The sequence below is a fragment of the Shimia litoralis genome (assembly GCF_005518135.1).
Taxonomy (GTDB): domain Bacteria; phylum Pseudomonadota; class Alphaproteobacteria; order Rhodobacterales; family Rhodobacteraceae; genus Shimia_E; species Shimia_E litoralis.
In genome coordinates, this window is record NZ_SULI01000023.1 from 23,137 (window position 1) to 46,106 (window position 22,970).

Below are 22,970 nucleotides of genomic sequence, written 5' to 3' on the forward strand. Positions count from 1 at the left end.
TGTTTCAGCAAACACTGCGTGAGCATGTTTGCTTTCTACGCCGATATTGCACTGTACGCCCAAATATCAGAGGGGAAAATTGGCTCATCAATCCCCGCACATCTGCAACACACGCCCGAGGCTAACCCGGCAGTACGCCTGTCTCAACATAGCGCAGAATTTCCACGACTTGGGATGGTGCTTGGGCAACAGCCAATGCAGCTGCGTCGACCTCTTTCAAGGCGTGCTGATGATCGCCGCCATGCAATACAATCAGGGATTTCCCCAACGCAGCAGCATAGCCCGCATCAAACGCAGCGTTCCATTGTTTGTATTTCTCGCCAAAACGCACCACGACGACATCCGCATCGGCGATCCCCTTGCGGGTTCGGATCGCATTAAGCTTGGCGCCTTTGTTATCGTGCCAAAACTTGTCGGGTTCTTGCCCCAGAATGCGCACGCCACAATCGTCACTTGCGTCATGATCAGTCACGGCCGAACTGAAGACCACATCAAGATCCGCTGATCCGCTGATGATTTGGTCACGCCAATCTGTATGGATTTCTCCCGACAGGTATACCTTTAACGTCATGTTTCGTCCTCCACATGGGCCCAAGGGATGTTCACTTCGGCTTTGTCGATACCGCGCAGCGCATCCGGTTGGATATGCTTGCGCGGCATAGAATTCATTTAGCTTCTCAAGATACCACCAGTCGCTTTGGTGACCTTGTCCACGATCTTGGCCGCGACGGCCTCGATCTCTGCTTCTTTCAGAGTTTTCTCTGTCGGTTGCAGACGCACAGTGATGGCGATCGACTTTTTGTCATCGCCCAAGGCCCCGCCGATGAATTCATCAAAGACGCGCGCCTCTTCGACCAGCACCTTGTCGGCCCCGATGGCGGCATTCACAATCTTGAGCGCATCCACATTTTTGTCGACCACAAAGGCGAAATCACGTTCAACAGCCTGAAGATCACGCAGTTGCAACGCAGGTCGTGTGGCGTTCTTTTTGCGTGGCAATGGGATGTCCGCAGGATAGAGCGTAAAGGCCACAGCAGGCCCTTTGACACCCATCGTCTCAAGCGTTTTCGGATGCAATTCGCCAAACACGCCCAGCACTTTCTTTGGACCCAAGCAGATTTTGCCATGGCGACCCGGGTGCCACCATGCTTCGGCACCTCTGAGCACCTGAACCTTGGTTGGCGCGCCCATGGCCGCAAGAATAGCTTCGGCGTCTGCCTTAGCATCAAATAAATCAATCGCACGGCTTTCACCGTGAACATCTTTGGCCAATGACTTCCCAACCAGCAAGCCGCTGACTTGCACACGCAAATCATCAGGTTCGCCGCCATGGAACACCGGACCGCATTCAAACAGGGCCAAATCCGAGAACCCGCGTGCCTGATTGCGCGCAGCCGCCTGAAGCAAGCCCGGCAAAAGGTCGGGGCGCATGTCGCTCATTTCGTTTGAGATCGGGTTTTGCAATCTGCGGGCATCATCGCCACCGCCGAACAAGCCAGCGGATGCTTTATCAATGAACGAATAGGTCACGCATTCATTATAGCCCAGCGCAGCGGTCGTGCGGCGCGCAATTTGTTCGCGACGCTGCATTGGCGACAGAATAGGCTTGGGCACACCTGCTTTGACGCGCGCCATGGGCCGGCCCACCAGCTTGGTCAACGATGCGACACGCGCGACCTCTTCGACAAGATCTGCCTCGCCTTGCACATCTGGTCGCCAGCTTGGCACCTGTGCCATATCGCCATCCAGCACAAAGCCCAGCGCGGACAGCGTCTTGCGTTGTTCCTCGGCAGGGATTTCCATGCCAACCAGAGATTGCACGCGATCCGTATCCAGCTTGTATGCGCGGCTCACGTCAGGAACTTCGCCTGCGACCACAACCTCTGACGGGGTGCCGCCACACAGGTCGATGATCATCTGCGTGGCAAGATCAAGCGCCTCCATATTAAAGGCTGGGTCAATCCCACGTTCATTCCGATAGCGCGCATCAGAATTGATCTTCAGGGCACGCCCCGTATGCGCAATCTGGATATGGTCCCAGACGGCGGCCTCGACAAACACATTTGTGGTTTCATCGGTACAGCCGGTCGCCAAGCCACCCATGATGCCGCCAATGCTTTCTACGCCAGTATCGTCAGAAATAACCACTTGGCCCGCGCCAAAGGTGTATTCTTTTTCATCCAACCCAACGAGTGTTTCCCCACCCAAAGTGCGATGCACACGCAGGTCACCAGTGACCTTGTCCGCATCGAACACGTGCAGCGGACGGTTGCGATCATAGGTAAAGAAGTTGGTCACATCGACCAACGCCGAGATCGGGCGCAGGCCAATGGCGCGCAGCCGATCCTGAAGCCATTCGGGGCTTGGACCATTCTTGACGCCCTTGATCAAGCGCCCTGCAAACACGTGACACCCGTCCGTCAGGGCATCTTCCGCGATCGTGACATTGATCGTATTCGGGAAAGCGCCCGCAACATCCGCTGTCTTTGCTGGTTTCATGGTGCCAAGGCCGCGCGCGGCCAAATCCAGTGCGATGCCGCGAACCCCAAGTGCGTCGGGGCGATTAGGCGTGATCGCAATATCAATCATCGCGTCCACTTTGGCCGGATCATTTTGCGCCAACCAATCCACAAACCGGTCGCCGACTTCGCCCGAGGCCAGCTCGATAATGCCGTCATGTTCGTCCGACAATTCCATCTCGCGCTCGGACGCCATCATGCCATAGCTCTCGATGCCACGAATTTTGCCAACACCAATCGTCGTATCGATACCAGGCACATACACGCCGGGCTTTGCAACAACGACTGTGATGCCTTCGCGGGCGTTGGGGGCACCACAAATGATCTGAAGCTCACCTTCGTCAGTGGCCACCTTGCACACCCGCAGCTTATCCGCATCGGGGTGCTTTTCAGCATGCAGAACCTTGCCGATGGTAAAGTCTTTCAACCGGTCCATTGGGTTTGTCACGTCTTCGACTTCAAGACCAAGATCGGTGAGCGCATAAAGAATTTCGTCAAGGCTCGCCTCTGTGTCGAGATGATCCTTCAGCCAGGAAAGAGTGAATTTCATAGTTTAATCCCCAATTGTTTCGTCGCTGTTTGCTTGGTCGGCAACGAAGCTTGGTCAAAAAATAGAGTAACGGCGGCGACGCTCGCTTGCGCGGCATCAGCTTTGGTTTGGTTCCACAGGGCAGCTTGGCGTATCACCGGCTCAGCCCACCGTGCAGGGTGGGTTGGTCCAGACTGGCGAACCCGTAATGGCGCAACCAGCGCAAATCAGAGTCAAAGAACGCGCGCAGATCGGGGATACCGTATTTCAGCATCGCCATACGGTCGATCCCCATACCAAAGGCAAAGCCCTGCCATTCGTTCGGGTCCACGCCGGCAGCCGCCAGTACCTTGGGGTGCACCATGCCGGACCCCAGAACTTCCATCCAGTCGTCGCCTTCGCCAATCTTGAGCTGCCCATCAACCCAACTGCATTGAATATCCACCTCGGCAGAGGGCTCCGTGAACGGGAAATGCGACGCGCGAAAACGGGTTTTAATGCCATCAATTTCAAAGAAGGCCGCAAAGAACTCTTCGAGCACCCATTTCAGATTCGCCATGGAGATATCTTTGTCGATGGCAAGGCCTTCGACCTGATGGAACATGGGGGTGTGGGTTTGGTCATAATCGGCGCGATACACGCGGCCCGGTGCGATGATGCGAATCGGCGCGCCTTGGGCTTGCATCGTGCGGATTTGCACGGGCGACGTGTGCGTGCGCAACACGTGTGGCGGGCGATCATCGCCGTCGGCACGATGCGTATAGAACGTATCCATCTCTGCGCGTGCCGGATGGTGACCCGGAATATTCAGCGCATCAAAGTTGTACCAATCGGTTTCGATCTGCGGCCCTTCGGCCACCGAGAACCCCATATCGGCCAAAATCGCGGTGACTTCTTCTGTCACTTGTGAAATCGGGTGGATGCTGCCTTGGGGGCGGTGACGCCCGGGCAAAGTCACATCAAGCCATTCGGTCCGCAGACGCTCATCAAGTGCTGCGTCGGCCATGGCGGCCTTTTTGCCCGCGAGCGCACTATTGATTTCATCTTTGAGCGCATTCAGCTTTGGCCCCATGATCTGCCGCTCTTGCGGGGTCATCTTACCCAACTCGCGCATCTTCAAGGCCACTTCGCCTTTTTTGCCGACGGCCTGAAGACGCAGGTCTTCTAGCGCGGCCTCATCACCAGCACCGGCAATCGCTTCGAGATACTTGTTGCGCAGATCTTCCATTTTTGGGTCCACCATCGACTTTGCATTTGTTCCCGCCCTGCTAACTTTTGCAGGCCCTGAATGCAAGTCCGGCATCCCCTAGGAGACCGCCAACAGCCCCGCTTCTCGGACTGTGCCAACCAAACGCGCGGTTGCACCATAGCCCGCACCAAGTGGCGCGAGTTCTGGAAACAGGGAGATCACCTCGCCATAGGTCTGTTGTGCGATCCCATTCATCCCCATCTCGCTGGGATAGAAGCTTTCGCTCTGCACCCCATCGGCTGTGACAATTTCATGTTCATCAAACAAGAGATGGAAATACGTGACCTCGTGCCGCGGAGAGATGCGCACGGTTTGATCGTTAACCAATGCTTTTGCAGGCACCAAGATTTCAGACTCGCCAAACAATAGTTCAGCTTGCCATCCTGTCACCAACATTCGGTGCTGGGGGGATACGTAATGATCTCGCAATGCGCCCAAGGTGCCTTTGGCGATACGCACAGGCGCGAATTCACCTTTTGCACGCACTGTTCGGCTCCCGATCCAACGCAATACGGCCACACCATTGTCTTGGGTCAACACCTGATCACCTACAGCCAAGGTTTCAATGGCACGCGGACCATCTGGCGTATCAATAAGCGCACCCTTCACAAAGCATGCGATTCCGGTATCGCCAGCCCCGATTGTATCATGCGTCAACACATCAGGATCAGGTTGGTTAAACTGTAAGGTGGTAGTGGTCGAATTTGGCCCCACCAAAACTGTTAAGTTCTCTGATGTTGCGCCTGCTGCGGCACCGTCTAGGGCTGTGATCTGTTGGGTGCCTCCCCCAATATCGTAAAAATCGACGACATACCCAGAGGCGGTGTCTGTCAGAGCATAGGCCTCGTAATTTCCTGACCCTCCACCATCTGGATCGGTCAGCGCTATGTTGAAATAGTCGGCGGAAATGACATACACCATCTCGCCATTGTCTGGATCAAGACTAACCTGAACATCAGGATGGTCCAGAGGCAGCTCAAGCCCAACGGTTCCATCGGCTTGATAAAACGACACGGTGAAGTCAGCAGGATCGTCATTCACGCCCAAAGCAACCTCGAGGAATTCACTGATCCCCGAGCTTGCCGCATAGGCGTTCGAATAATGTAGTTCGCTGATCCGCGCCATAGGTTGTTCCCAAAACCTTGTAAATCACCACAATGGCCCCTCCCCCATTTGAGGCGCCAAAGTTCGGTATATTTTTAAATTGAGGAAGATTTGCGACGAATTGGGGTTTTTCACAGGCCCATCCCAAGGCAAATTTTGTTTGTACCGCATCCCGAGACTTTTTGCCCTCTTGTGAACCCTTGCGCCCAGAGTGATTCAGGTGCCGCGTACCAGAAGGGTTTCCCATGCAAAGTTCATTTCCATTTATGAGTGCCGGATTTCGTCCGATGTTTTTACTAGCCACAATTTGGGCGGCTGCGTCCTTGGGGCTTTGGATTTTGATGATCTCAGGAACCGTGAGCTGGGACATGCCTTGGAGCCAGTTAGATTGGCATGTTCACGAGCTTCTGTTCGGATTCGGCAACACAGTTCTGTGTGGTTTTTTGCTGACAGCAATTCCGAACTGGACGGGCCGCACGCCGATATCCGGTGCTCCTTTGGGGGGCTTGATCGTGGCGTGGGCATTAGGGCGTTGGGCGGTAACTTACGACATTGGTGCGGGTCCTGTCTTTCTCGCAACGCAAGACCTGCTGTTTCCCCTGTTGTTCACGTTGTTGGCCGCACGCGAAGTTTTTGCGGCAAGCAACCGCCGCAACTATGTGGTCATTGGTTTGGTGGCAGCATTTCTACTGGCAAACGGGGTCTTTCACATTGAGGCCGCACGCGAGGGCGCAGCCAGCTTTGGATATGGCGTGCGCGCAGGGCTTGCCCTGATATTGATGATGCTATCCCTGATCGGCGGGCGGATCATTCCCGCGTTTACCCGCAACTGGATGAACGCGCGATCTTTGTCCCCCGCCCCAAAACAGTTCTCGACATTTGACGCGGCCACGCTGGTAACGTCAGGAGCGACTATGGCCATATGGACCGTTACACCCGACCAGCCCGTAACCGGTGCGGCACTCCTGATGACAGCAGCGATGCAACTGCTTCGCCTATCACGCTGGCGGATGTTTGCAGTGCGCCCCGAACCCATGCTGATGATGCTACATGTGGCTTATGCCTTTATCCCGCTTGGATTTCTGCTGGTGGGTCTTGCCACATTCCTACCCGAAATTCCGATCACAGCTGGCCTACACGCTTGGACAGCCGGAGCGATCGGCACGATGACCCTCACGGTCATGACACGCGCAAGTTTGGGCCATTCAGGTCTCCCGCTTATGTCTGGATGGGCGGAACGCATTCTTTTGACGTCGCTGCCAATCGCGGCGCTCTTGCGCATTGCCGCAACCGTGCTCACCGACGCGCCGGCCCTGTTGCATCTTTCTGCCGCGTTCTGGATTTTGGGATTTGGCCTATTTGCAGTGCGCTTTGCACCCATCATGTTTGCCCCGCGCGCCAAATAGATCGGTACGCAGCCACTGCATGGGCATCATAGCATTAGGCAACAAAAAACCCCGCCAGCATCGCTGACGGGGTTCAAATTCTTCGTATCGCAAGTGCTTAGGCAGCCAATGCAGCCTGAGCTTGAACAACGATTGCACCGAATGCTTCGGGCTCGTGGACGGCCAGATCAGCCAGAACCTTACGGTCGACTTCGATGCCGGCCAGGTTCAGACCATTGATAAAGCGCGAGTATGTCAGCGCTTCGTCATGCGAACGGACAGCAGCGTTGATCCGTTGGATCCACAATGCGCGGAAATTGCGCTTGCGCTGTTTCCGGTCACGTGTTGCGTATTGGTTTGCCTTGTCTACCGCCTGCGTTGCGACCTTAAAGGTATTTTTGCGGCGACCGTAATAACCTTTAGCGGCTTTTACGACTTTCTTGTGACGGGCGTGGGTGACTGTTCCACCTTTAACTCGGGACATATCTCAATCTCCTCTTAGCGGTCGTAGGGCATAAAGCCCTTGATGATTTTGGCGTCGGGGGCAGAAAGAGTTGTCGTGCCACGTGCATCACGGATGAACTTGCGCGTACGCTTGATCATGCCGTGGCGTTTGCCTGCTTGTCCGGCCATAACTTTGCCAGTTGCAGTCACCTTAAAGCGCTTTTTGGCGCTCGACTTCGTTTTCATTTTGGGCATTTCCGTCTCCTTTTTAGTCGTCGGTTCAAACACGACTCGGCATGCCACTTAAGCCGGTCGCGCGGTAAGAAGCGCCGTATACGTCGCAAACTTCAGTTCGGCAAGAGGTTAATTGATGATATCTGCAATCACCGTGACAACCACGTTCGGCAAATCCGTCAATGTGTATCCGCCCGGTTGGCGCACATACGCAAGAACCATCAATGACAGGGCCAGAATGAACGCCGCCATCGAGGCCCGCGGCGGACGCTCGTCAGCATAAGCCGACATCATAGCAGGAATCGAAAAAACCCCAATTAGCATTCCAATCGCCAGTATGTAGTCCGTGTTCATATGGTTTGCATTCCCCTGCCTGCAGGCGACGCTACTCTTTTTCCATGTTGTAAATCAAACGCTCATCGCATGGAGCCACCCGAAGAATGTTGGTAGTGCCCGGAACATTAAACGGCAAACCCGCCGTAACGACAATCTGATCCTGCTGGTCAGCATAGCCCAACGTCGTGGCAGCGCGTGCAGCGCCCACCACCGCGGACTTAAAGCGGCTGACTTCGATCACAATCACGCATTTGATCCCCCAGCTTAGGGCAAGGCGTCGGGCTGTACCACGCAGTGAGGTCATCGCGATAATCGGAACACGCGGACGCTCGCGCGCCGTCAGCAAGGCCGTGGTGCCCGACTCGGTAAAGCAACAGATCGCTTTGATCGGAGTGGTTTCCGCAATTTCGCGCGCAGCCGACACGATGGCATCGGCAACGCTTGCACGGTCCACCTGACGCGAGGCTTCCATGATCTGTGTATATGTCGGGTCTTGCTCAACTTCGATGGCAACGCTGTTCATCGTCTCCACTGCTTGCACAGGAAACGCACCCGCGGCGGATTCCGCAGAAAGCATCACAGCATCGGCGCCCTCATAGATCGCCATTGCCACATCCGAAACTTCGGCGCGTGTGGGCATTGGGCTCTCGATCATGCTCTCTAGCATCTGCGTGGCCACAATAACGGGTTTGGCCGCTTTGCGACATTTTCTGATCAGCCGCTTCTGAATTGGAGGCACCGCAGACACAGGCAGCTCAACACCCAAATCTCCTCGGGCAACCATGATACCATCAGATGCCTCAAGGATTGCATCAAATCCTTCTACAGCGCTTGGTTTTTCGATCTTCGACAATACTGCCGCGCGCCCTTGCACGAGCTTGCGGGCCTGATGCACGTCTTCTGGGCGCTGAACAAAGCTAAGCGCCAACCAATCAATGCCCAACCCGCAGGCGAATTCGAGATCATCAAGGTCTTTTTCCGAAAGCGCGGCGAGTGGCAGAACCACATCCGGTACGTTGACGCCCTTGCGATTGGAAATCGTACCGCCGTTCACCACAACGCAGTCTGCAAAGTCCGTGCCGCAGGTTTCAACACGCAACCGGATTTTCCCGTCGTTGACCAACAGTGTCTTGCCAACCTCGAGAGCCGCGAAAATCTCAGGGTGCGGCAGGCACACACGTGTTGCATCACCTGCGGACTCATCAAGATCCATCCGGAAGGTAGCGCCATTTTCAAGCTCTTCCGAGTCTTTGGCAAACACACCCACACGCAGCTTTGGGCCTTGCAAATCGGCCAAAATGGCAATCGGATTTTCCAGCTCTTTTTCGATCTGGCGAATAATGCGGTGCTTCTCGCGAATTTCATCGTGGCTACCGTGGCTCATATTCAAACGAAAGACATCCGCCCCAGCTTCGTGAAGCGCGCGGATCATTTCATACGTTTCGCTTGCCGGCCCAAGTGTGGCAACGATTTTCACATTTCTAAGTCGTCTCATGCTGCGTCTTCCGCTTTTGCGGCAATTTTGTTACCGCTAACCTCGTTTTGTTCCTTATCGCCCAATTCCAATTGGTCGGCAACTGCCCTAAGTCTTGTGCAAAGGAAGTTACACGCACATGTCATATCCCCCCTTCTATATCCATGGCGCAGAGCGTAAATCGCGCTGGCTTATCACCGTCGACCATGCCTCAAATCACGTTCCCGATCTCGTAAACGGGGGGGACCTGGGGTTAGACCCCCACGACATGCAGCGTCACATTGCATATGATGTCGGCGCGCTTGGAACATCATTGCGTATGGGCGAGTTGCTGGATGCCCCAGTTGTGGCTTCAAACTTTTCAAGACTGGTGATCGACCCGAACAGGGGTGAAGAAGACCCCACGCTGGTAATGCACCTCTATGACGGAACAATCATTCCAGCCAATCGTCATATTGACGAAGCTGAAATCACACGCAGAAAAGAAGCGTACTATCGCCCCTACCACGCGGCAGTTGGTGCGCTGGCTGCAGCACGGGACGACATTATTATTGTGGCGATGCACAGCTTTTCTCCCAAATTGAATGGCCGAGCGCCTCGGCCTTGGGAAGTCGGAATTCTGCACGCCACGCAAGATGAACGTTTCGGCGTGCCTCTGATAGAACGCTTGCTGCAAGAGCCCGACTTAACGGTTGGCGATAACGAGCCGTATGCGGGTCACTTGCCCGGCGACTCGGTGGATCGGCACGCCTTGCGAGATGGGCGGCTGAATGCGCTTGTCGAAATTCGCCAAGACCTGATCGTCGACACTGCAGGTCAACACGCTTGGGCAGATCGTCTAGCCCGCGCACTCACCGACACTCTTGCCATGTCAGGACTCTAGCATTGCCACATCTTGTCTTGGAACACTCACCCGACCTGACCCATTCACACGACCTGAACGCCGTAAGCAAAGCATTGTTCAAGGCCGCCTGCGAAAGCCCTGTGTTCATCGCCAACCCGGATGCGGTCAAAGTGCGAACGATTTGCTGCGAAAACCACCAGAGCGCAACAACACCAAACACGTTTGCGCATCTCACTGTGCGTTTATTGTCAGGGCGCGAACCCGAGGCCAAGGCACAGTTGGCGCAATCCTTGCTTGATATCATGGACGCGCATTTGCCAGATGTTGGCAGCCTCAGCGTCGAGCCCGTCGACATGGATCGCGCCACATATCGCAAACGCACGCTTTAGCCCACAACCACCGGAGATTTACCATGGATATCGACGCTCAAACTCAAATCGAGATCGAAGCCGCCGCATTTCGCACCCTGCGCGAGCATTTGATGGAAAAGCGCACGGACGTACAAAACATCGACCTGATGAATATGGCAGGCTTTTGCCGCAATTGTCTGGCGCGCTGGTACCAAGAGGCGGCAAACGAGCGCGGCATTGAGATGGACAAAATGCAGGCCCGCGAATTGTACTATGGGATGACGATGGATGAATGGAAATCCACATACCAAACAGATGCCAGCCCCGAAAAGCAGGCCGCATTCAAGGTCGCATTCGCCGAAAATGTTGGTGACGCCAAAGGCTAAACCACCCTCATGACATTGCGCGTGCACAAGTGATGTGCATGCGCACAGCTATGCGTTCGCACATGCACGGGATAGGATTTACCAAACACCTATCCAGGAGATTGTCGCATGTCGCGCCTACCCACATACTTTATCTCGCACGGTGGCGGACCATGGCCTTGGATGCCGGATTGGCGAGCCGAATTCGCCCCGCTTGAAGCATCGCTTGCCGCCATTCCCCAACAGCTCGGGGAACGCCCACGTGCCGTTCTATGCATCTCTGGACACTGGGAAGCAGATGCATTTACGGTGATGACATCCCCACAACCACCCATGATCTATGATTACTCTGGTTTTCCAGACGAAACCTATGACGTCAGCTATCCTGCCCCGGGTGCGCCACATATCGCACAAGACACGGCCAACCTGATCTCTGCAGCGGGCTTGCCGGTGCGGATGGACGACAGGCAGGGATATGATCATGGCACCTTTGTGCCCCTGTCGATCATGTACCCCGACGCCGACATCCCGGTTTTGCAAGTTTCCATGCGCCACTCATATGATCCACAAGACCATTTCGCATTGGGTCGCGCACTGTCGCCGTTACGGGACCAAGGTGTGCTGATTATCGGCTCTGGCCTGAGCTATCACAATTTGCGTGCGTTCGGGCCTGCAGCCAAGGTGCCTTCAGAGGCATTTGACGTGTGGCTTGGGCATGCTCTGGCCCAACCGGCCGACATGCGTACCAACGCGCTACTGGATTGGGAAACCGCCCCCTATGCCCGTGAGTGTCACGCGCAAGAGGATCATTTTGTACCTATTTTCGCCGCACTCGGGGCTGCTGAAGACGCCAAAGCTACACGGATTTACCACCAAAAAAATATCTTTGGTGGCGTCACTGCATCCGGGTACCGTTTTGATTAAGCGGCCTGCAAACGCATCTGGTGCGCCTGAGCAAAAGACAGCAAACGCTGGCTCTGTTCATCCCAAAGATTGAGTTTTACGCAGGAGAAGCTCTCGCGAAGGGTCAGGCATTGCGCTGTGGCCAACACGGGGTTGTCCTTAAGCACCTGCGGCAACCGATAGAACGGTATGCGTGCGTACAAGTGATGCACGTGATGAATCCCAATGTTTGCCGTCATCCACTGCAGCGGTGCAGGCAAAATATAGTTCGAGCTACCGCGGAGAGCCGCATCATGAACCTGCCAGTCCTCTTCGTGCTTCCACGTTGTGCCTTCGAACTGATGTTGGACATAAAACAGCCATACACCAATTGCCGCTGCAATAATCACGGTTGGCAAAAAGATCAGAAGCAACGGTGCCACACCACCGAAGTACAAAATACCAAGCACAAGAACCGCAATACCAACATTTGTGCCCATCGAGCTGACCCAATATTTTGAACCCGCATTCATCAGGCCCACCGGTAGACGATTTTCAAAGATAAATACGTAAATCGGACCAATCACAAACAACACAAAAGGATGGCGGTACATACGGTATTTAAGCTGGCCCCACTTGGACAGCGCCTCGTACTCCGCAACGGTCAGGGTCATGATATCGCCCCATCCACGACGTTCCAAGTTACCCGCAGACGCGTGGTGAACCGAATGGAATTTGCGCCACACATCATATGGCGTGACCGTCAAGATACCGAGCCCACGCCCGACCCAGTCAGACACTTGCCGGTTTTTGAAGAACGATCCATGTCCGCAGTCATGTTGAATTGCAAACAAACGCACCAAAAAGCCCGCGTTGATGACCGAAATCCCCAGAGCCAACCAACCGCTGATTGACAAGGACCACCACGCCAAGGCCCAAAGCGCCAAAAACGGAACCATGGTCACTGCAATCTCAAGAAAACTGCGTGCTGTGTTCGGCTCGCGGTATTTCGCAAGGGTACGCACCCAATCTTGAGCGCTCTTTTTTTCGATGGCCGGTGGGGGCGTCATGCTATTCAACGGACTTTTGCCTTTCATAATCTTCCTGAAAGACAAAAGAGAAAACCTCTGTCCTATCGGAGCATTCACACAAGCCCCTCAGTGCCACGCGTATTTTTGCGCACCATTCGACAAGCTTTGCCGGAACGCGTAGCGCCCACCACGTGAAAAGTCCAGCACTCGGCGCAAGCGTCGGCGGGTTTTAGATCAATGTCGCGGGATTTTTACGACGGACACCGCACAAAAGTTGCCCATACGGCAACACACAGAAAAACAAAGGCGAATCGCGTCGCCTTTGTTTGCGCTCACATATGTGTGGTGATCAAATCGCTGCCTTGCGGCTTTCATCAAGATAAATCTCGCGGAGCCGCTTTGCGATTGGCCCCGGAGTTCCATCACCCAACATCGCCCCATCGATTTCAACAACAGGCATCACGAATGCGCTCGCAGAAGTCGTAAAGGCTTCGTCAGCCTCTTTGGCTTCATCAATCGTAAAGAGACGTTCTTCGATTTCCATTTGCGCTTCTTGCGCCAAGCGCAGGACAGCTTTGCGGGTAATCCCGTGCAAAATGTCGTTGGACAGAGGCCGCGTGATAATTTTGCCGTTCTTCACATAATACGCATTGTTTGAAGTGCCTTCGGTGACATAGCCATCCTCGACCATCCACGCATCATCCGCGCCTGCTGCTTTCGCCATCATCTTGCCCATGGACGGGTACAGCAGTTGCACCGTTTTGATGTCACGGCGTCCCCAGCGAATATCCTCGATCGAGATAATCTTGGCGCCTTTTTTCGAGGCAGGGCTGTCAGCGAGGCCCGGCTTGTTTTGAGTGAACAGAACAATCGTGGGCTTGGTTGTTTCCGGATCAGGGAACACAAAGTCGCGATCGCCGTCGCTTCCACGCGTGACCTGCAAATAGATCATGCCTTCGTCGATGTCATTGAGCTCGACCAACTTACGGTGAATCGCAAGAAGTTCATCTTTGGTGCAGGGTTCCTGCATATCCAATTCATCCAGCGACCGCTTCAGACGCACCGCGTGGCCTTCAAAGTCGATCAACTTGCCGCCAAGAACACTTGTGACCTCGTACACGGCATCCGCCATCAGGAAACCACGGTCAAAAATTGAAACCTTTGCTTCGGTTTCAGGCAGGTATTCGCCATTTACATATACAGTCCGGGTCATTCGCGTCTCCTTTAGCCCCAGAGGTCCGCTTTGGGCGGGTGCACTCCGGCATCGTCAAATTCCAATGGTATGTTGCGGTCTTCGGCTAACAAGAGCGGCCCGTCAAGGTCTGTCACCAGCGCACCTTGCGCCACAAGCGTCGCAGGTGCCATAGCCAAAGATGATCCAACCATGCACCCCACCATGACATCAAAACCTTGCGCCAATGCCGCATCGCGAAGACGCAGCGCTTCGGTCAGACCGCCGGTCTTATCCAGCTTGATGTTCACCACATCATATTTACCGACCAATTTGGGCAAACTGGTTCGGTCATGACAGCTTTCATCTGCACAAACGGGCACAGGGCGTTCCATCCCGATCAGCGCATCATCATCACCGGCTGGCAGTGGCTGTTCGACCAGCGCCACACCAAGACGCACCAAATGCGGTGCCAGATCGGCATAGACGTCCGCGGACCAGCCTTCATTCGCATCCACAATAATCGTCGACTCCGGCGCACCCGCGCGCACGGCCTCGAGACGCGGCATGTCATCAGGCGTGCCCAGCTTGATCTTGAGCAGAGGGCGAAATGCATTTTCCGCAGCCTGAGCACGCATATTTTCCGGCGTATCCAGCGAAAGGGTATAGGCCGTGATCTCTGGCTTTGGGGCCTCTAGCCCAGCCAATTCCCAAACGGGTTTACCAGCTTGTTTGGCTTCCAAATCCCACAATGCACAATCAACCGCGTTGCGGGCTGCCCCCGCTGGCAACAAATCATACAACGCCTCGCGATCAAAGCTGTCAGGAAGCGCTGCGATCTGGGCTGTGACACTCTCAAGGGTTTCATCATAGCGGGCATAGGGCACGCATTCGCCCCAACCAGTGACGCCGCCAACGCTGATTTTGACTGTCAGAACCTGTGCTTCGGTGCGTGACCCTCGTGAAATCGTAAACACCTGTGCCAGCTTGAACACATCTCGCGTGACTGAAATCTCCAAAGACCCACCCCTTATCCGTTTGTAAATTTCAGAGGCCCCATATGGCGCCTCTGACACATTGTACGAAAGATTACAGCGCAGTGAGCGCGTCAACCAGTTTCTCTGATCCAAAGCGGAACGGATCGGTGGCGGGAAGACCCATGCGATCTTCGACCTCAGCAAGATATGCCTTGGCTTCGCTGTCGCTCATGTGCTGTGTGTTCACCGATACGCCGATAACCTGGCAGGCCGGATTAGCAACATGCGCCAACGACAGCGCCATGTCTCGCACCTGTTCCAAGGTTGGCAACGCGTATCCAGGCAAGCCGCGCATATGCTCGCGGGTTGGCTCGTGGGACAAGATCAACGCATCAGGTTGTCCCCCGTGGATCAGCGCCATCGTCACACCAGAATAGGACACGTGGAACAAGGATCCCTGCCCTTCAATGATGTCCCAGTGGTCATCATCATTGTCAGGCGTCAACCATTCAACCGAGCCAGCCATAAAGTCCGCGACAACGGCATCCAAAGGCACACCGTCACCGGTGATCAAAATGCCTGTCTGACCGGTGGCCCGAAAGGTCGATTTGAGGCCACGCTCGCGCATGGCGGCATCCAGCGCAAGACCTGTGTACATTTTGCCGACAGAACAATCTGTGCCAACCGCCAAGACGCGCTTGCCCTTGCGCTTGATGCCATTCGCGATCGGATACTCGACCTCGGGGACACGCACATCATGCAACGCACGCCCGCATGCCTCTGCGACAGCGACCAAGTCAGGTTCGTCTGACAACAAGTTGTGAAGCCCAGACGCCAGATCAAAGCCTTCTTCCAAAGCCATCACCAGCACCTTTTTCCAAGCGGCAGAAATCACGCCACCTCGATTTGCCACACCGATCACAAGCGTCTTGGCGCCTGCCTCTTTGGCTTGAACCAATGTCATATCAGTCAGCCCCAAATCAGCATTGCACCCTTCCATGCGGAATTGTCCAACAGCGTTGTCTGGGCGCCAATCCTTAATGCCTTGTGCAACTTTCGCTGCAAGTTGGTCGGGCGCGTCACCCAGGAACAGCAGATATGGGGTCTGTATCATCGCGAGAATCCTTATGTCATTATCGGGATTTTCTGATGATTGCGCGTGAATTTCGTTTCTATATCACCTAAATTTCGTGATTATTTGCAAGTTTCTTCGACCATCTGGCCGAATTCCAAGAGATACTTGCATAGAAACCTCCACCTCCGCTCGAACCATCACAGCGACACCAAAGAGGCGCGCCGCAACGCGGCGCAACTTATGCCGCACTCGCAAAATAAGCTTGCACACAGGCGCGCAATTTAATAACGCTACGCACGAAAAACACGCAACTTCATTTCAAAGAGGTCCGCCCGATATGAGCTTCCGCCTTCAGCCAAACGCCCCCGCCCGCCCAAACCGCTGTCAGCTTTTTGGCCCAGGATCCAACACAAAACTGTTTGCCAAGATGGCGGCCTCTGCGGCTGACGTCATCAACCTCGATCTGGAAGACTCGGTCGCCCCATCCGACAAAGACGTCGCGCGCGCCAACATCATCGAAGCTCTCAATACGATTGATTGGGGCAACAAATACATGTCTGTGCGCATCAACAGCCTAGACACGCCTTACTGGTATCGTGACGTCGTCGATTTGCTGGAGCAGGCAGGTGACCGTCTGGACCAGATCATGATCCCCAAAGTCGGCTGTGCAGAAGATGTGTATGCCGTTGATGCTCTTGTGACTGCCGTTGAGCGCGCCAAAGGTCGGACCAAACCGATTTCCTTTGAAGTGATTATCGAATCGGCTGCGGGCATTGCTCACGTCGAAGCCATTGCCGCCTCCTCACCACGTTTGCAGGCAATGAGCCTTGGCGCAGCAGATTTCGCCGCCTCGATGGGCATGCAAACCACAGGCATCGGTGGCACACAGGAAAACTATTACATGCTGCGTGACGGCGCCAAGCATTGGTCAGACCCGTGGCATTGGGCCCAAGCCGCGATTGTTGCCGCCTGCCGCACCCATGGCATCCTGCCGGTTGACGGACCCTTTGGCGATTTCTCGGACGACGAAGGATATATCGCACAGGCAAAACGCTCGGCAACATTGGGCATGGTTGGCAAATGGGCCATCCACCCCAAGCAGATCGCTCTTGCAAACGACGTGTTCACCCCATCCGAAGAAGCCGTCGCAGAAGCCCGCGAGATTCTTGCAGCCATGGAACAAGCCAAAGCCAATGGTGAAGGCGCCACCGTTTACAAAGGCCGCCTTGTCGATATTGCATCCATCAAGCAAGCCGAAGTCATCGTAGCCCAATCAGAATTGATCGCTGGTAGCTAACCTGAGGCGATCCCTAAGACGACACAGGCGGGGCCACTGGCTCCGCCTGTTGCATTTTGCGACGGGTCTCGCGTATTTCCCATGACGATAAGATTTGGGAGAATACTGATGCCAGAGATCGCACTGCTGCATACATCACCTGTGCATGTTGCCACCTTTGAGGCCTTGCGCGATCAAATCGCGCCCGAGCTGACCCTGACCCAAATCGTGAGAGAAGACTTGCTAGAGAATGCCCGTACGCAAGGCATCACCCAGACCTTGATTGATGATGTGTGCACGACGATTCACAGCACGCACGCCCCTGTGATTTGCACCTGTACAACCCTCGGGGAAATTGCTGAGACTGCGGGAGCGATACGGATTGATCGGCCAATGATGCAACAGGCGGCCCAAGCGTCAGGCCCTATTCTCTTGGTGTATGCATTGGCAAGCACCGCGGACACATCTCGAACCTTGCTTCAAGCCGCGCTAGACGCCGTCGAAAATCCGGCTGAAATCCGTACACTGGACCTCGGCGAGTTCTGGCCACTGTTTGAGGCCGCGGAGCATACAGCATTTGCGGCCTGCATCGCTGGCGCTGTACGCGCGTATGTCGCGCAGAACGACACCCGATGTGTTGTGCTCGCACAAGCCAGCATGGCCACGGCAGCGCGGAACCTTTCAGATTTGGGCATTCCTGTTTTGACATCCCCCGAATCTGCTCTGCGCGCCGTCATAGGCACCGTGTCAGAGTGATAGTGGCTGCGCAGCTTGGTGGCGCTCAGGCGCGCTCGTCTTTCGGGGACCCCATCACAACATAAGACGTGATCGACGCCACCTGTGGAATCACACCAAGCACATCAGTGTGAAAGGCTTTGTAAGCCGTCAGGTCTGATGCTTCGACCCTGAGGATATATTCGAATGCACCAGTTACATTGTGGCATTCACGCACCTCGGGAGAACGCGCAATCGCAGCCTCAAATGCTTCCTGAGCGGCCTTGGTGTGTGTATTCAGCCCCACAGTCACATAGGCAATAAATCCCGTACCCAATGCGCTGTGGTTCAAGACAACACGATATCCCTTGATCACGCCACTGCGCTCAAGTTCCTGCACGCGGCGCAAGCATGCCGACGGTGACAACCCGACGCGCTCTGCAAGGTCAAGGTTGCTGATCCGTCCATCGCGCGAAAGGTGACGCAATATATTTTCGTTAATCCGATCCATGTTCGTGATATATTGCAATATATCCTGAAATGCACACAATAACGCAATTCAATGCCAAGGTTTTCCACCTATCCTTGCCTTCATGACCTACCACATACTCTCAGCCCTTGCCGCCTTCGCATTTGTATCCTCAATCACTCCGGGGCCAAATAACCTGATGTTGATGGCATCGGGGGCTAATTATGGCTTTGCGCGCTCGATCCCGCACATGCTTGGCATTGGTATCGGCTTTACTGTGATGGTTTTGCTGGTTGGCGTCGGCCTGATGGGCGTCTTTGACATGTTCCCGCCGCTCTATACCATTCTCAAGGTGGCCAGCGTGGCCTATCTTTTGTGGCTTGCATGGAAAATTGCCAATGCCGGTGCACCAGATGGAAAAACGGCCGGCGGCACGCCTTTTACCTTTATTCAAGCTGCGCTTTTTCAATGGGTCAACCCAAAGGCCTGGACCATGGCCCTGACCGCAATCACCCTGTATGCGCCCGACCGTTCGCTTTGGGCCGTCGCCTTGGTCGCGGGTATTTTCGGAATAATCAACCTGCCTTCAGTCAGTGTGTGGACTCTGCTGGGTCAACAGATGCGGCATATACTCAACAACCCGGCGCGCCTTAGGTTATTCAATTGGAGCATGTCTGGTTTGCTGGTCTTGTCGCTTTATCCTGTCGTTCTGGGCTAGCGCACAGTTGCAATTGCCGCGACGCAGGGTCATATAGCTTTGCGCATACCCAGCGGAGAGCTTCATGACCAACTATCTTGACTTCGAAAAACCTCTGGCCGAAATTGAAGGCAAAGCCGAAGAGCTGCGTGCCTTGGCACGCCAAAACGAAGAAATGGACGTTGCAGACGAGGCCAAAGCGCTGGATCGCAAAGCCTCCGAGTTGCTGGACGACCTGTACAAAGACCTGACACCATGGCGCAAATGCCAGGTGGCACGTCACCCACAGCGCCCACATTGCAAAGATTACATCGAAGCCCTGTTCACAGAATATACGCCACTGGCAGGGGACAGAAACTTTGCCGATGATCATGCGGTCATGGGCGGTCTTGCACGTTTCAACGACAAACCAGTGGTCGTGATTGGCCATGAAAAAGGCAACGACACCAAGTCACGCATCGAGCGCAACTTTGGCATGGCGCGCCCCGAAGGATATCGCAAAGCCATTCGTTTGATGGAAATGGCCGACAAATTTGGTCTGCCCGTCATATCGCTGGTTGATACCCCCGGTGCATACCCCGGAAAAGGCGCAGAAGAGCGCGGCCAGTCCGAAGCCATTGCACGGTCCACCGAAAAATGTCTCCAGATTGGCGTACCGCTTGTGTCCGTCGTGATCGGCGAAGGCGGATCTGGCGGGGCCGTCGCATTTGCGACAGCCAACCGCCTCGCCATGCTCGAGCATGCGGTATATTCGGTTATCTCGCCAGAGGGGTGCGCATCCATCTTGTGGAAAGACTCCGAGAAGATGCGCGAAGCCGCCGAAGCCTTGCGCCTGACCGCACAGGATTTGAACAAGCTTGGCGTCGCGGACAAAATTATCAAAGAACCGCGTGGCGGCGCACATCGGGATTCGATGAACACCATCAAATCTGTGGGCAAAGCCATCGAACAGATGCTGTCAGAGCTCGACAAGCAAAGCCCCAAGGACCTTGTCCAAAGCCGCCGTCAAAAGTTCCTTGAAATGGGCAGCAAGGGTCTGGCCGCCTAATATTTGGCTGTCAGAATCGCCATCGCCGCAGCTTCATCAGTGTTAAGCTGCGGTTGCTCAGCGCGCCAACATACGTAAGCCTTGCGTGACGTCCGAACGCACAGCCAACCGCAATCCTGGCTCGTCACCCGCTTTGAGAGCGGCGATAATCAGGCGGTGGAAATGCGGCGGTTCGGTCTTGCGTAAACGCCCATACAGGGCCCGCATTGTAGGCCCCAGTTGCAGCCAGACAGTTTCCGCCATCGCCAGCATCGCAGGTGCCTGCGCGCGCAAATACAGCGTGCGATGGAATTCAAGATTACTGCGGATATAGCCAACCGAATCTCGATCTTCGACAGCATGGGCAACATTCGTGTTAATCGCCTGCAAGCGATCAATCAGGGCCATATGGGCACGCGGCAGGGCGCGGCTGGCGAGCTCGACCTCGATCAGGGCCCGCAGCGCAGCAAGCTCTTCGATGCGATCCCCTGTAAGCTCTGGCGTCGACACGCGGCCCGAGTTGGATAAAAACAACGCACCCTCGGCCACCAAACGGCGCACAGCCTCTCTGGCGGGCGTCATCGAGACTTCGAATTCTTTGCCGATGCCGCGCAATGTCAGGGCCTGCCCGGGCTCGATCTCGCCGTGCATGATGCGCGAGCGCAAACGCCGGTAAACCCGATCATGGGCCGAACTGGATAGATCTTGGGAGCGTGGCGATGATAACATCCGTCGAATGTGATCACAAATGGTCAAGACGTCAATCGCCAAACCTGTATCGGTGCAATATCTCGCCGTTTTGCCGCAACCAAGCCCGCTGGCTTGAATATGGGCCATGAATAGCCTCGACCGTCTGCCAAAACGCTTCAGAGTGGTTCATCTGCGCAAGATGTGCCACCTCGTGCGCCGCGACGTATTCAAGCACCGCGGCAGGCGCCATCACCAGCCGCCAGCTGAACATCAAGGCACCTGACGACGAACACGACCCCCAGCGCGATCGCGTATCTCGCAAGGTTATGCGCGTATATGGCCTGCCCAGCCGCTGTGCATAGCGATCAGAGGCTGCGACAAGCCGCTCACGCGCAAGCTGCTTCAGGAACCCCTGTATGCGCGCGCCAGACCGCTCACGGGTGCCTGGGGCGGCAATCTCGCCACCCGCAACCGTGACGCGCCGGCCTGTGCCGGCAACGATGGCCAGCTGGCGCCCCTCGACCATCACCTCTGCACCAAGCGTGACCAACACCTGATCGGGACGCCGCTCAAGCTGCGCACGAATCCAGTTTTGCTTTTCGTATGCGAAGTCCAAGGCCTCTCTCTCGCGAAGACCATTCGGCATCGTCAACGTGACGCGCCCGTCCAACCGAGACACGCGCAGGCTAATGCGCCGCGCACGGGTCGACCGACGTAGAACCAGCAATATTTCCGGCTCACCGGGGAGAAAATGTTGCGTCATACACGCTCCTGCAGGTTCTCTGACGTTATACCCTTTGACATACCGCTACTCTTATGGCAGTTGGCCCGAACCGTCGACATGACTCATGAGAATCTAAAGGGGATTACCCATGCCCAAAGAAGAATGGGGCGTCAAGCGCGTGTGCCCAACAACAGGCAAACGTTTCTACGACCTGAACAAGAACCCGATCGTCAGCCCATACACAGGCGAAGTGATCGAAATGGAAGCTGGCAAGAGCCGGATGATTGCGGCAGACGCTGAAGATGCGGCAACGCTCAAGGCAAAAGCAGCAGACGTTGGCGACGACGCTGATGTACTGGACGACGATGACGTCGATCTGGACCTTGGCGATGACGTTCTAGAAGACGATGACGATGAAAATGTCTCGTTGGAAGAGATCGCAGACGTCGCATCAGAAGACGACGACAACTAATTTTTCTGAGGCGGGATTTTTCGCTTGATCCCGCCTCAGCGAACGCCTAGATAGGCGCGCACAGGCTGAAAGGCTTGTTGGTTTTGGGGCCTTAGCTCAGCTGGGAGAGCGCCTGCATGGCATGCAGGAGGTCAGCGGTTCGATCCCGCTAGGCTCCACCAATACCACTTGATGAGACATCTTGTTTCCCACTCTCCCTCCCTCTCTACAACTTGCCGTAACCAGCTCTATTGCGCTGCCCCATTTGGGATTTTGGCATGAAAGCCTGATCGGCGCGACCGCCCAAACGGTGATGAACCCAACCACCTACCGGCATCCGAGACTTTACCGATTCCAATTCGTAGCTTAGTACAGTGGACATAAGTCAATGGTCATGAGGAACTGGTATGAAAATTGGAACACTTGCACAGCGCACCGGTCTCAGCCGCGATACAATCCGCTTTTATGAACGTCAGGGGCTTATTTCATCGCAGCCCGGAGACAGCGAAACCAACAACTATCGGGACTATCCAGAAGATCTCGTGTCGCAACTTGACGTCGTCACGCATGCTCGAGCGGCCGGCATGCCAATTGCAGAGCTCAAGAAGTTGCTTGCGGCAATGGATCTCAACAGCGATCCCACGGAGAGCCTCCAGATCATCGGACAACAAATCCATGACCTGCGCACCCATATCGATGCGTCACGACGTGTTATCGGCCTTCTGAGGGCCGCACGCGGGCAAATACGTAAGCACCACACCGAATGACCGCAGTCTAAGGCCCAGGGATTCACCACCCCCACCTGAGATTGTGCCACCTCGCCAAGCCCATCTATAGATTTTGGTCAGCAATGAGAGAGCGGCCAGCCCACGCAACTCGTAAGCCACCCGTTTAACGCAAAAGGGCCACCCTAAGGTGGCCCTTTTCAAATCTCCGCGTGTGCGGTGATTATT

The 22,970-nt window shown here is 55.2% G+C and carries 26 protein-coding genes and 1 tRNA gene; 12 read left to right on the forward strand and 15 right to left on the reverse strand.

Annotated elements, in window-relative coordinates; all coding sequences use genetic code 11:
• Window positions 1–121: 121 nt before the first annotated feature.
• The 4 genes from FAP39_RS14500 to FAP39_RS14515 all read right to left on the reverse strand — a co-directional run bounded on the left by FAP39_RS14500 (window position 122) and on the right by FAP39_RS14515 (window position 5,422).
• Window positions 122–571 carry a YtoQ family protein gene (locus tag FAP39_RS14500; protein ID WP_138017102.1) on the reverse strand — a complete coding sequence of 150 codons (450 nt, stop codon included), beginning with the start codon at window positions 569–571 and terminating at the stop codon, window positions 122–124.
• A 98-nt stretch (window positions 572–669) separates the two neighbouring features.
• On the reverse strand, window positions 670–3,069 hold the full coding sequence (gene pheT / locus FAP39_RS14505; RefSeq protein ID WP_138017103.1) for a phenylalanine--tRNA ligase subunit beta: 2,400 nt from the start codon (window positions 3,067–3,069) through the stop codon (window positions 670–672).
• A 133-nt stretch (window positions 3,070–3,202) separates the two neighbouring features.
• The gene (pheS, locus tag FAP39_RS14510) at window positions 3,203–4,276 is read right to left on the reverse strand and encodes a phenylalanine--tRNA ligase subunit alpha (RefSeq protein WP_138017104.1); all 1,074 of its coding nucleotides are present in this window, start codon (window positions 4,274–4,276) and stop codon (window positions 3,203–3,205) included.
• Window positions 4,277–4,354: 78 nt separating this feature from the next.
• On the reverse strand, window positions 4,355–5,422 hold the full coding sequence (locus FAP39_RS14515; protein ID WP_138017105.1) for a Hint domain-containing protein: 1,068 nt from the start codon (window positions 5,420–5,422) through the stop codon (window positions 4,355–4,357).
• A 245-nt stretch (window positions 5,423–5,667) separates the two neighbouring features.
• Between FAP39_RS14515 and FAP39_RS14520 the strand changes: the two genes are divergently transcribed.
• Entirely contained in the window at window positions 5,668–6,807 is a 1,140-nt protein-coding gene (locus FAP39_RS14520) for an NnrS family protein (RefSeq protein ID WP_281280272.1), read from the forward strand.
• Window positions 6,808–6,904: 97 nt separating this feature from the next.
• On the opposite strand, the gene rplT is transcribed toward FAP39_RS14520, so the two are convergent.
• From rplT to pyk, 4 genes are all read right to left on the reverse strand, one after another.
• The gene (gene rplT / locus FAP39_RS14525; protein WP_138017107.1) at window positions 6,905–7,270 is read right to left on the reverse strand and encodes a 50S ribosomal protein L20; all 366 of its coding nucleotides are present in this window, start codon (window positions 7,268–7,270) and stop codon (window positions 6,905–6,907) included.
• A gap of 14 nt (window positions 7,271–7,284) precedes the next feature.
• Entirely contained in the window at window positions 7,285–7,485 is a 201-nt protein-coding gene (gene rpmI / locus FAP39_RS14530) for a 50S ribosomal protein L35 (RefSeq protein WP_138017108.1), read from the reverse strand.
• Between the two features lie 108 nt (window positions 7,486–7,593).
• On the reverse strand, window positions 7,594–7,818 hold the full coding sequence (locus FAP39_RS14535; protein ID WP_138017109.1) for a hypothetical protein: 225 nt from the start codon (window positions 7,816–7,818) through the stop codon (window positions 7,594–7,596).
• 31 nt (window positions 7,819–7,849) lie between these two features.
• Complete coding sequence (gene pyk, locus FAP39_RS14540; protein WP_138017110.1) at window positions 7,850–9,295, reverse strand: pyruvate kinase; 1,446 nt, start codon at window positions 9,293–9,295, stop codon at window positions 7,850–7,852.
• Window positions 9,296–9,413: 118 nt separating this feature from the next.
• Here pyk and FAP39_RS14545 point away from each other — a divergent pair, with 118 nt between their 5' ends.
• The 4 genes from FAP39_RS14545 to FAP39_RS14560 all read left to right on the forward strand — a co-directional run bounded on the left by FAP39_RS14545 (window position 9,414) and on the right by FAP39_RS14560 (window position 11,757).
• On the forward strand, window positions 9,414–10,157 hold the full coding sequence (locus tag FAP39_RS14545; protein WP_138017111.1) for an N-formylglutamate amidohydrolase: 744 nt from the start codon (window positions 9,414–9,416) through the stop codon (window positions 10,155–10,157).
• Window positions 10,158–10,159: 2 nt separating this feature from the next.
• Complete coding sequence (locus FAP39_RS14550) at window positions 10,160–10,507, forward strand: 5-carboxymethyl-2-hydroxymuconate Delta-isomerase (RefSeq protein WP_138017112.1); 348 nt, start codon at window positions 10,160–10,162, stop codon at window positions 10,505–10,507.
• Window positions 10,508–10,536: 29 nt separating this feature from the next.
• The gene (locus tag FAP39_RS14555) at window positions 10,537–10,854 is read left to right on the forward strand and encodes a DUF1244 domain-containing protein (RefSeq protein WP_138017124.1); all 318 of its coding nucleotides are present in this window, start codon (window positions 10,537–10,539) and stop codon (window positions 10,852–10,854) included.
• A gap of 108 nt (window positions 10,855–10,962) precedes the next feature.
• Window positions 10,963–11,757 (forward strand): DODA-type extradiol aromatic ring-opening family dioxygenase, encoded by a 795-nt coding sequence (locus FAP39_RS14560; RefSeq protein WP_138017113.1) that lies wholly within the window; start codon window positions 10,963–10,965, stop codon window positions 11,755–11,757.
• On the opposite strand, the gene FAP39_RS14565 is transcribed toward FAP39_RS14560, so the two are convergent.
• From FAP39_RS14565 to dgcN, 4 genes are all read right to left on the reverse strand, one after another.
• The gene (locus tag FAP39_RS14565; protein ID WP_246059177.1) at window positions 11,754–12,812 is read right to left on the reverse strand and encodes a fatty acid desaturase; all 1,059 of its coding nucleotides are present in this window, start codon (window positions 12,810–12,812) and stop codon (window positions 11,754–11,756) included. The two genes, FAP39_RS14560 and FAP39_RS14565, sit on opposite strands and share 4 nt — an antisense overlap.
• Window positions 12,813–13,095: 283 nt before the next feature.
• Window positions 13,096–13,959, reverse strand: coding sequence for a D-amino-acid transaminase (locus tag FAP39_RS14570; RefSeq protein ID WP_138017114.1), 864 nt, complete (start codon window positions 13,957–13,959; stop codon window positions 13,096–13,098).
• Between the two features lie 11 nt (window positions 13,960–13,970).
• Window positions 13,971–14,936, reverse strand: a complete 966-nt coding sequence (dgcA, locus tag FAP39_RS14575; RefSeq protein ID WP_138017115.1) for an N-acetyl-D-Glu racemase DgcA — start codon at window positions 14,934–14,936, stop codon at window positions 13,971–13,973.
• Window positions 14,937–15,006: 70 nt separating this feature from the next.
• Window positions 15,007–16,008, reverse strand: coding sequence for an N-acetyltransferase DgcN (gene dgcN, locus FAP39_RS14580; protein WP_138017116.1), 1,002 nt, complete (start codon window positions 16,006–16,008; stop codon window positions 15,007–15,009).
• 298 nt (window positions 16,009–16,306) lie between these two features.
• On the opposite strand from dgcN, the gene FAP39_RS14585 reads away from it, so the two are divergent.
• Both FAP39_RS14585 and FAP39_RS14590 read left to right on the forward strand, forming a co-directional pair.
• The gene (locus FAP39_RS14585; RefSeq protein ID WP_138017117.1) at window positions 16,307–17,266 is read left to right on the forward strand and encodes an L-malyl-CoA/beta-methylmalyl-CoA lyase; all 960 of its coding nucleotides are present in this window, start codon (window positions 16,307–16,309) and stop codon (window positions 17,264–17,266) included.
• Window positions 17,267–17,374: 108 nt separating this feature from the next.
• Window positions 17,375–18,001 carry a hypothetical protein gene (locus FAP39_RS14590; protein ID WP_138017118.1) on the forward strand — a complete coding sequence of 209 codons (627 nt, stop codon included), beginning with the start codon at window positions 17,375–17,377 and terminating at the stop codon, window positions 17,999–18,001.
• A gap of 25 nt (window positions 18,002–18,026) precedes the next feature.
• Here the strand turns inward: FAP39_RS14590 and FAP39_RS14595 are convergent, their stop codons facing one another.
• Window positions 18,027–18,470, reverse strand: a complete 444-nt coding sequence (locus FAP39_RS14595) for an Lrp/AsnC family transcriptional regulator (RefSeq protein WP_138017126.1) — start codon at window positions 18,468–18,470, stop codon at window positions 18,027–18,029.
• Between the two features lie 82 nt (window positions 18,471–18,552).
• Here FAP39_RS14595 and FAP39_RS14600 point away from each other — a divergent pair, with 82 nt between their 5' ends.
• Both FAP39_RS14600 and FAP39_RS14605 read left to right on the forward strand, forming a co-directional pair.
• Window positions 18,553–19,146: a LysE family translocator gene (locus FAP39_RS14600; RefSeq protein WP_138017119.1), complete on the forward strand. Its 594-nt coding sequence runs from the start codon at window positions 18,553–18,555 to the stop codon at window positions 19,144–19,146.
• A gap of 64 nt (window positions 19,147–19,210) precedes the next feature.
• Window positions 19,211–20,173, forward strand: a complete 963-nt coding sequence (locus FAP39_RS14605) for an acetyl-CoA carboxylase carboxyltransferase subunit alpha (RefSeq protein WP_138017120.1) — start codon at window positions 19,211–19,213, stop codon at window positions 20,171–20,173.
• 57 nt (window positions 20,174–20,230) lie between these two features.
• Here the strand turns inward: FAP39_RS14605 and FAP39_RS14610 are convergent, their stop codons facing one another.
• Window positions 20,231–20,881 carry a GntR family transcriptional regulator gene (locus FAP39_RS14610; protein WP_138017127.1) on the reverse strand — a complete coding sequence of 217 codons (651 nt, stop codon included), beginning with the start codon at window positions 20,879–20,881 and terminating at the stop codon, window positions 20,231–20,233.
• Between the two features lie 31 nt (window positions 20,882–20,912).
• Complete coding sequence (locus tag FAP39_RS14615; protein WP_138017121.1) at window positions 20,913–21,605, reverse strand: M48 family metallopeptidase; 693 nt, start codon at window positions 21,603–21,605, stop codon at window positions 20,913–20,915.
• 109 nt (window positions 21,606–21,714) lie between these two features.
• Between FAP39_RS14615 and FAP39_RS14620 the strand changes: the two genes are divergently transcribed.
• The 3 genes from FAP39_RS14620 to FAP39_RS14630 all read left to right on the forward strand — a co-directional run bounded on the left by FAP39_RS14620 (window position 21,715) and on the right by FAP39_RS14630 (window position 22,784).
• Window positions 21,715–22,038 (forward strand): TIGR02300 family protein, encoded by a 324-nt coding sequence (locus tag FAP39_RS14620; protein ID WP_138017122.1) that lies wholly within the window; start codon window positions 21,715–21,717, stop codon window positions 22,036–22,038.
• A gap of 85 nt (window positions 22,039–22,123) precedes the next feature.
• Window positions 22,124–22,199 (forward strand) — tRNA-Ala (locus FAP39_RS14625).
• Window positions 22,200–22,424: 225 nt separating this feature from the next.
• Window positions 22,425–22,784, forward strand: coding sequence for a MerR family transcriptional regulator (locus FAP39_RS14630; RefSeq protein ID WP_138017123.1), 360 nt, complete (start codon window positions 22,425–22,427; stop codon window positions 22,782–22,784).
• Window positions 22,785–22,970 lie beyond the last annotated feature (186 nt).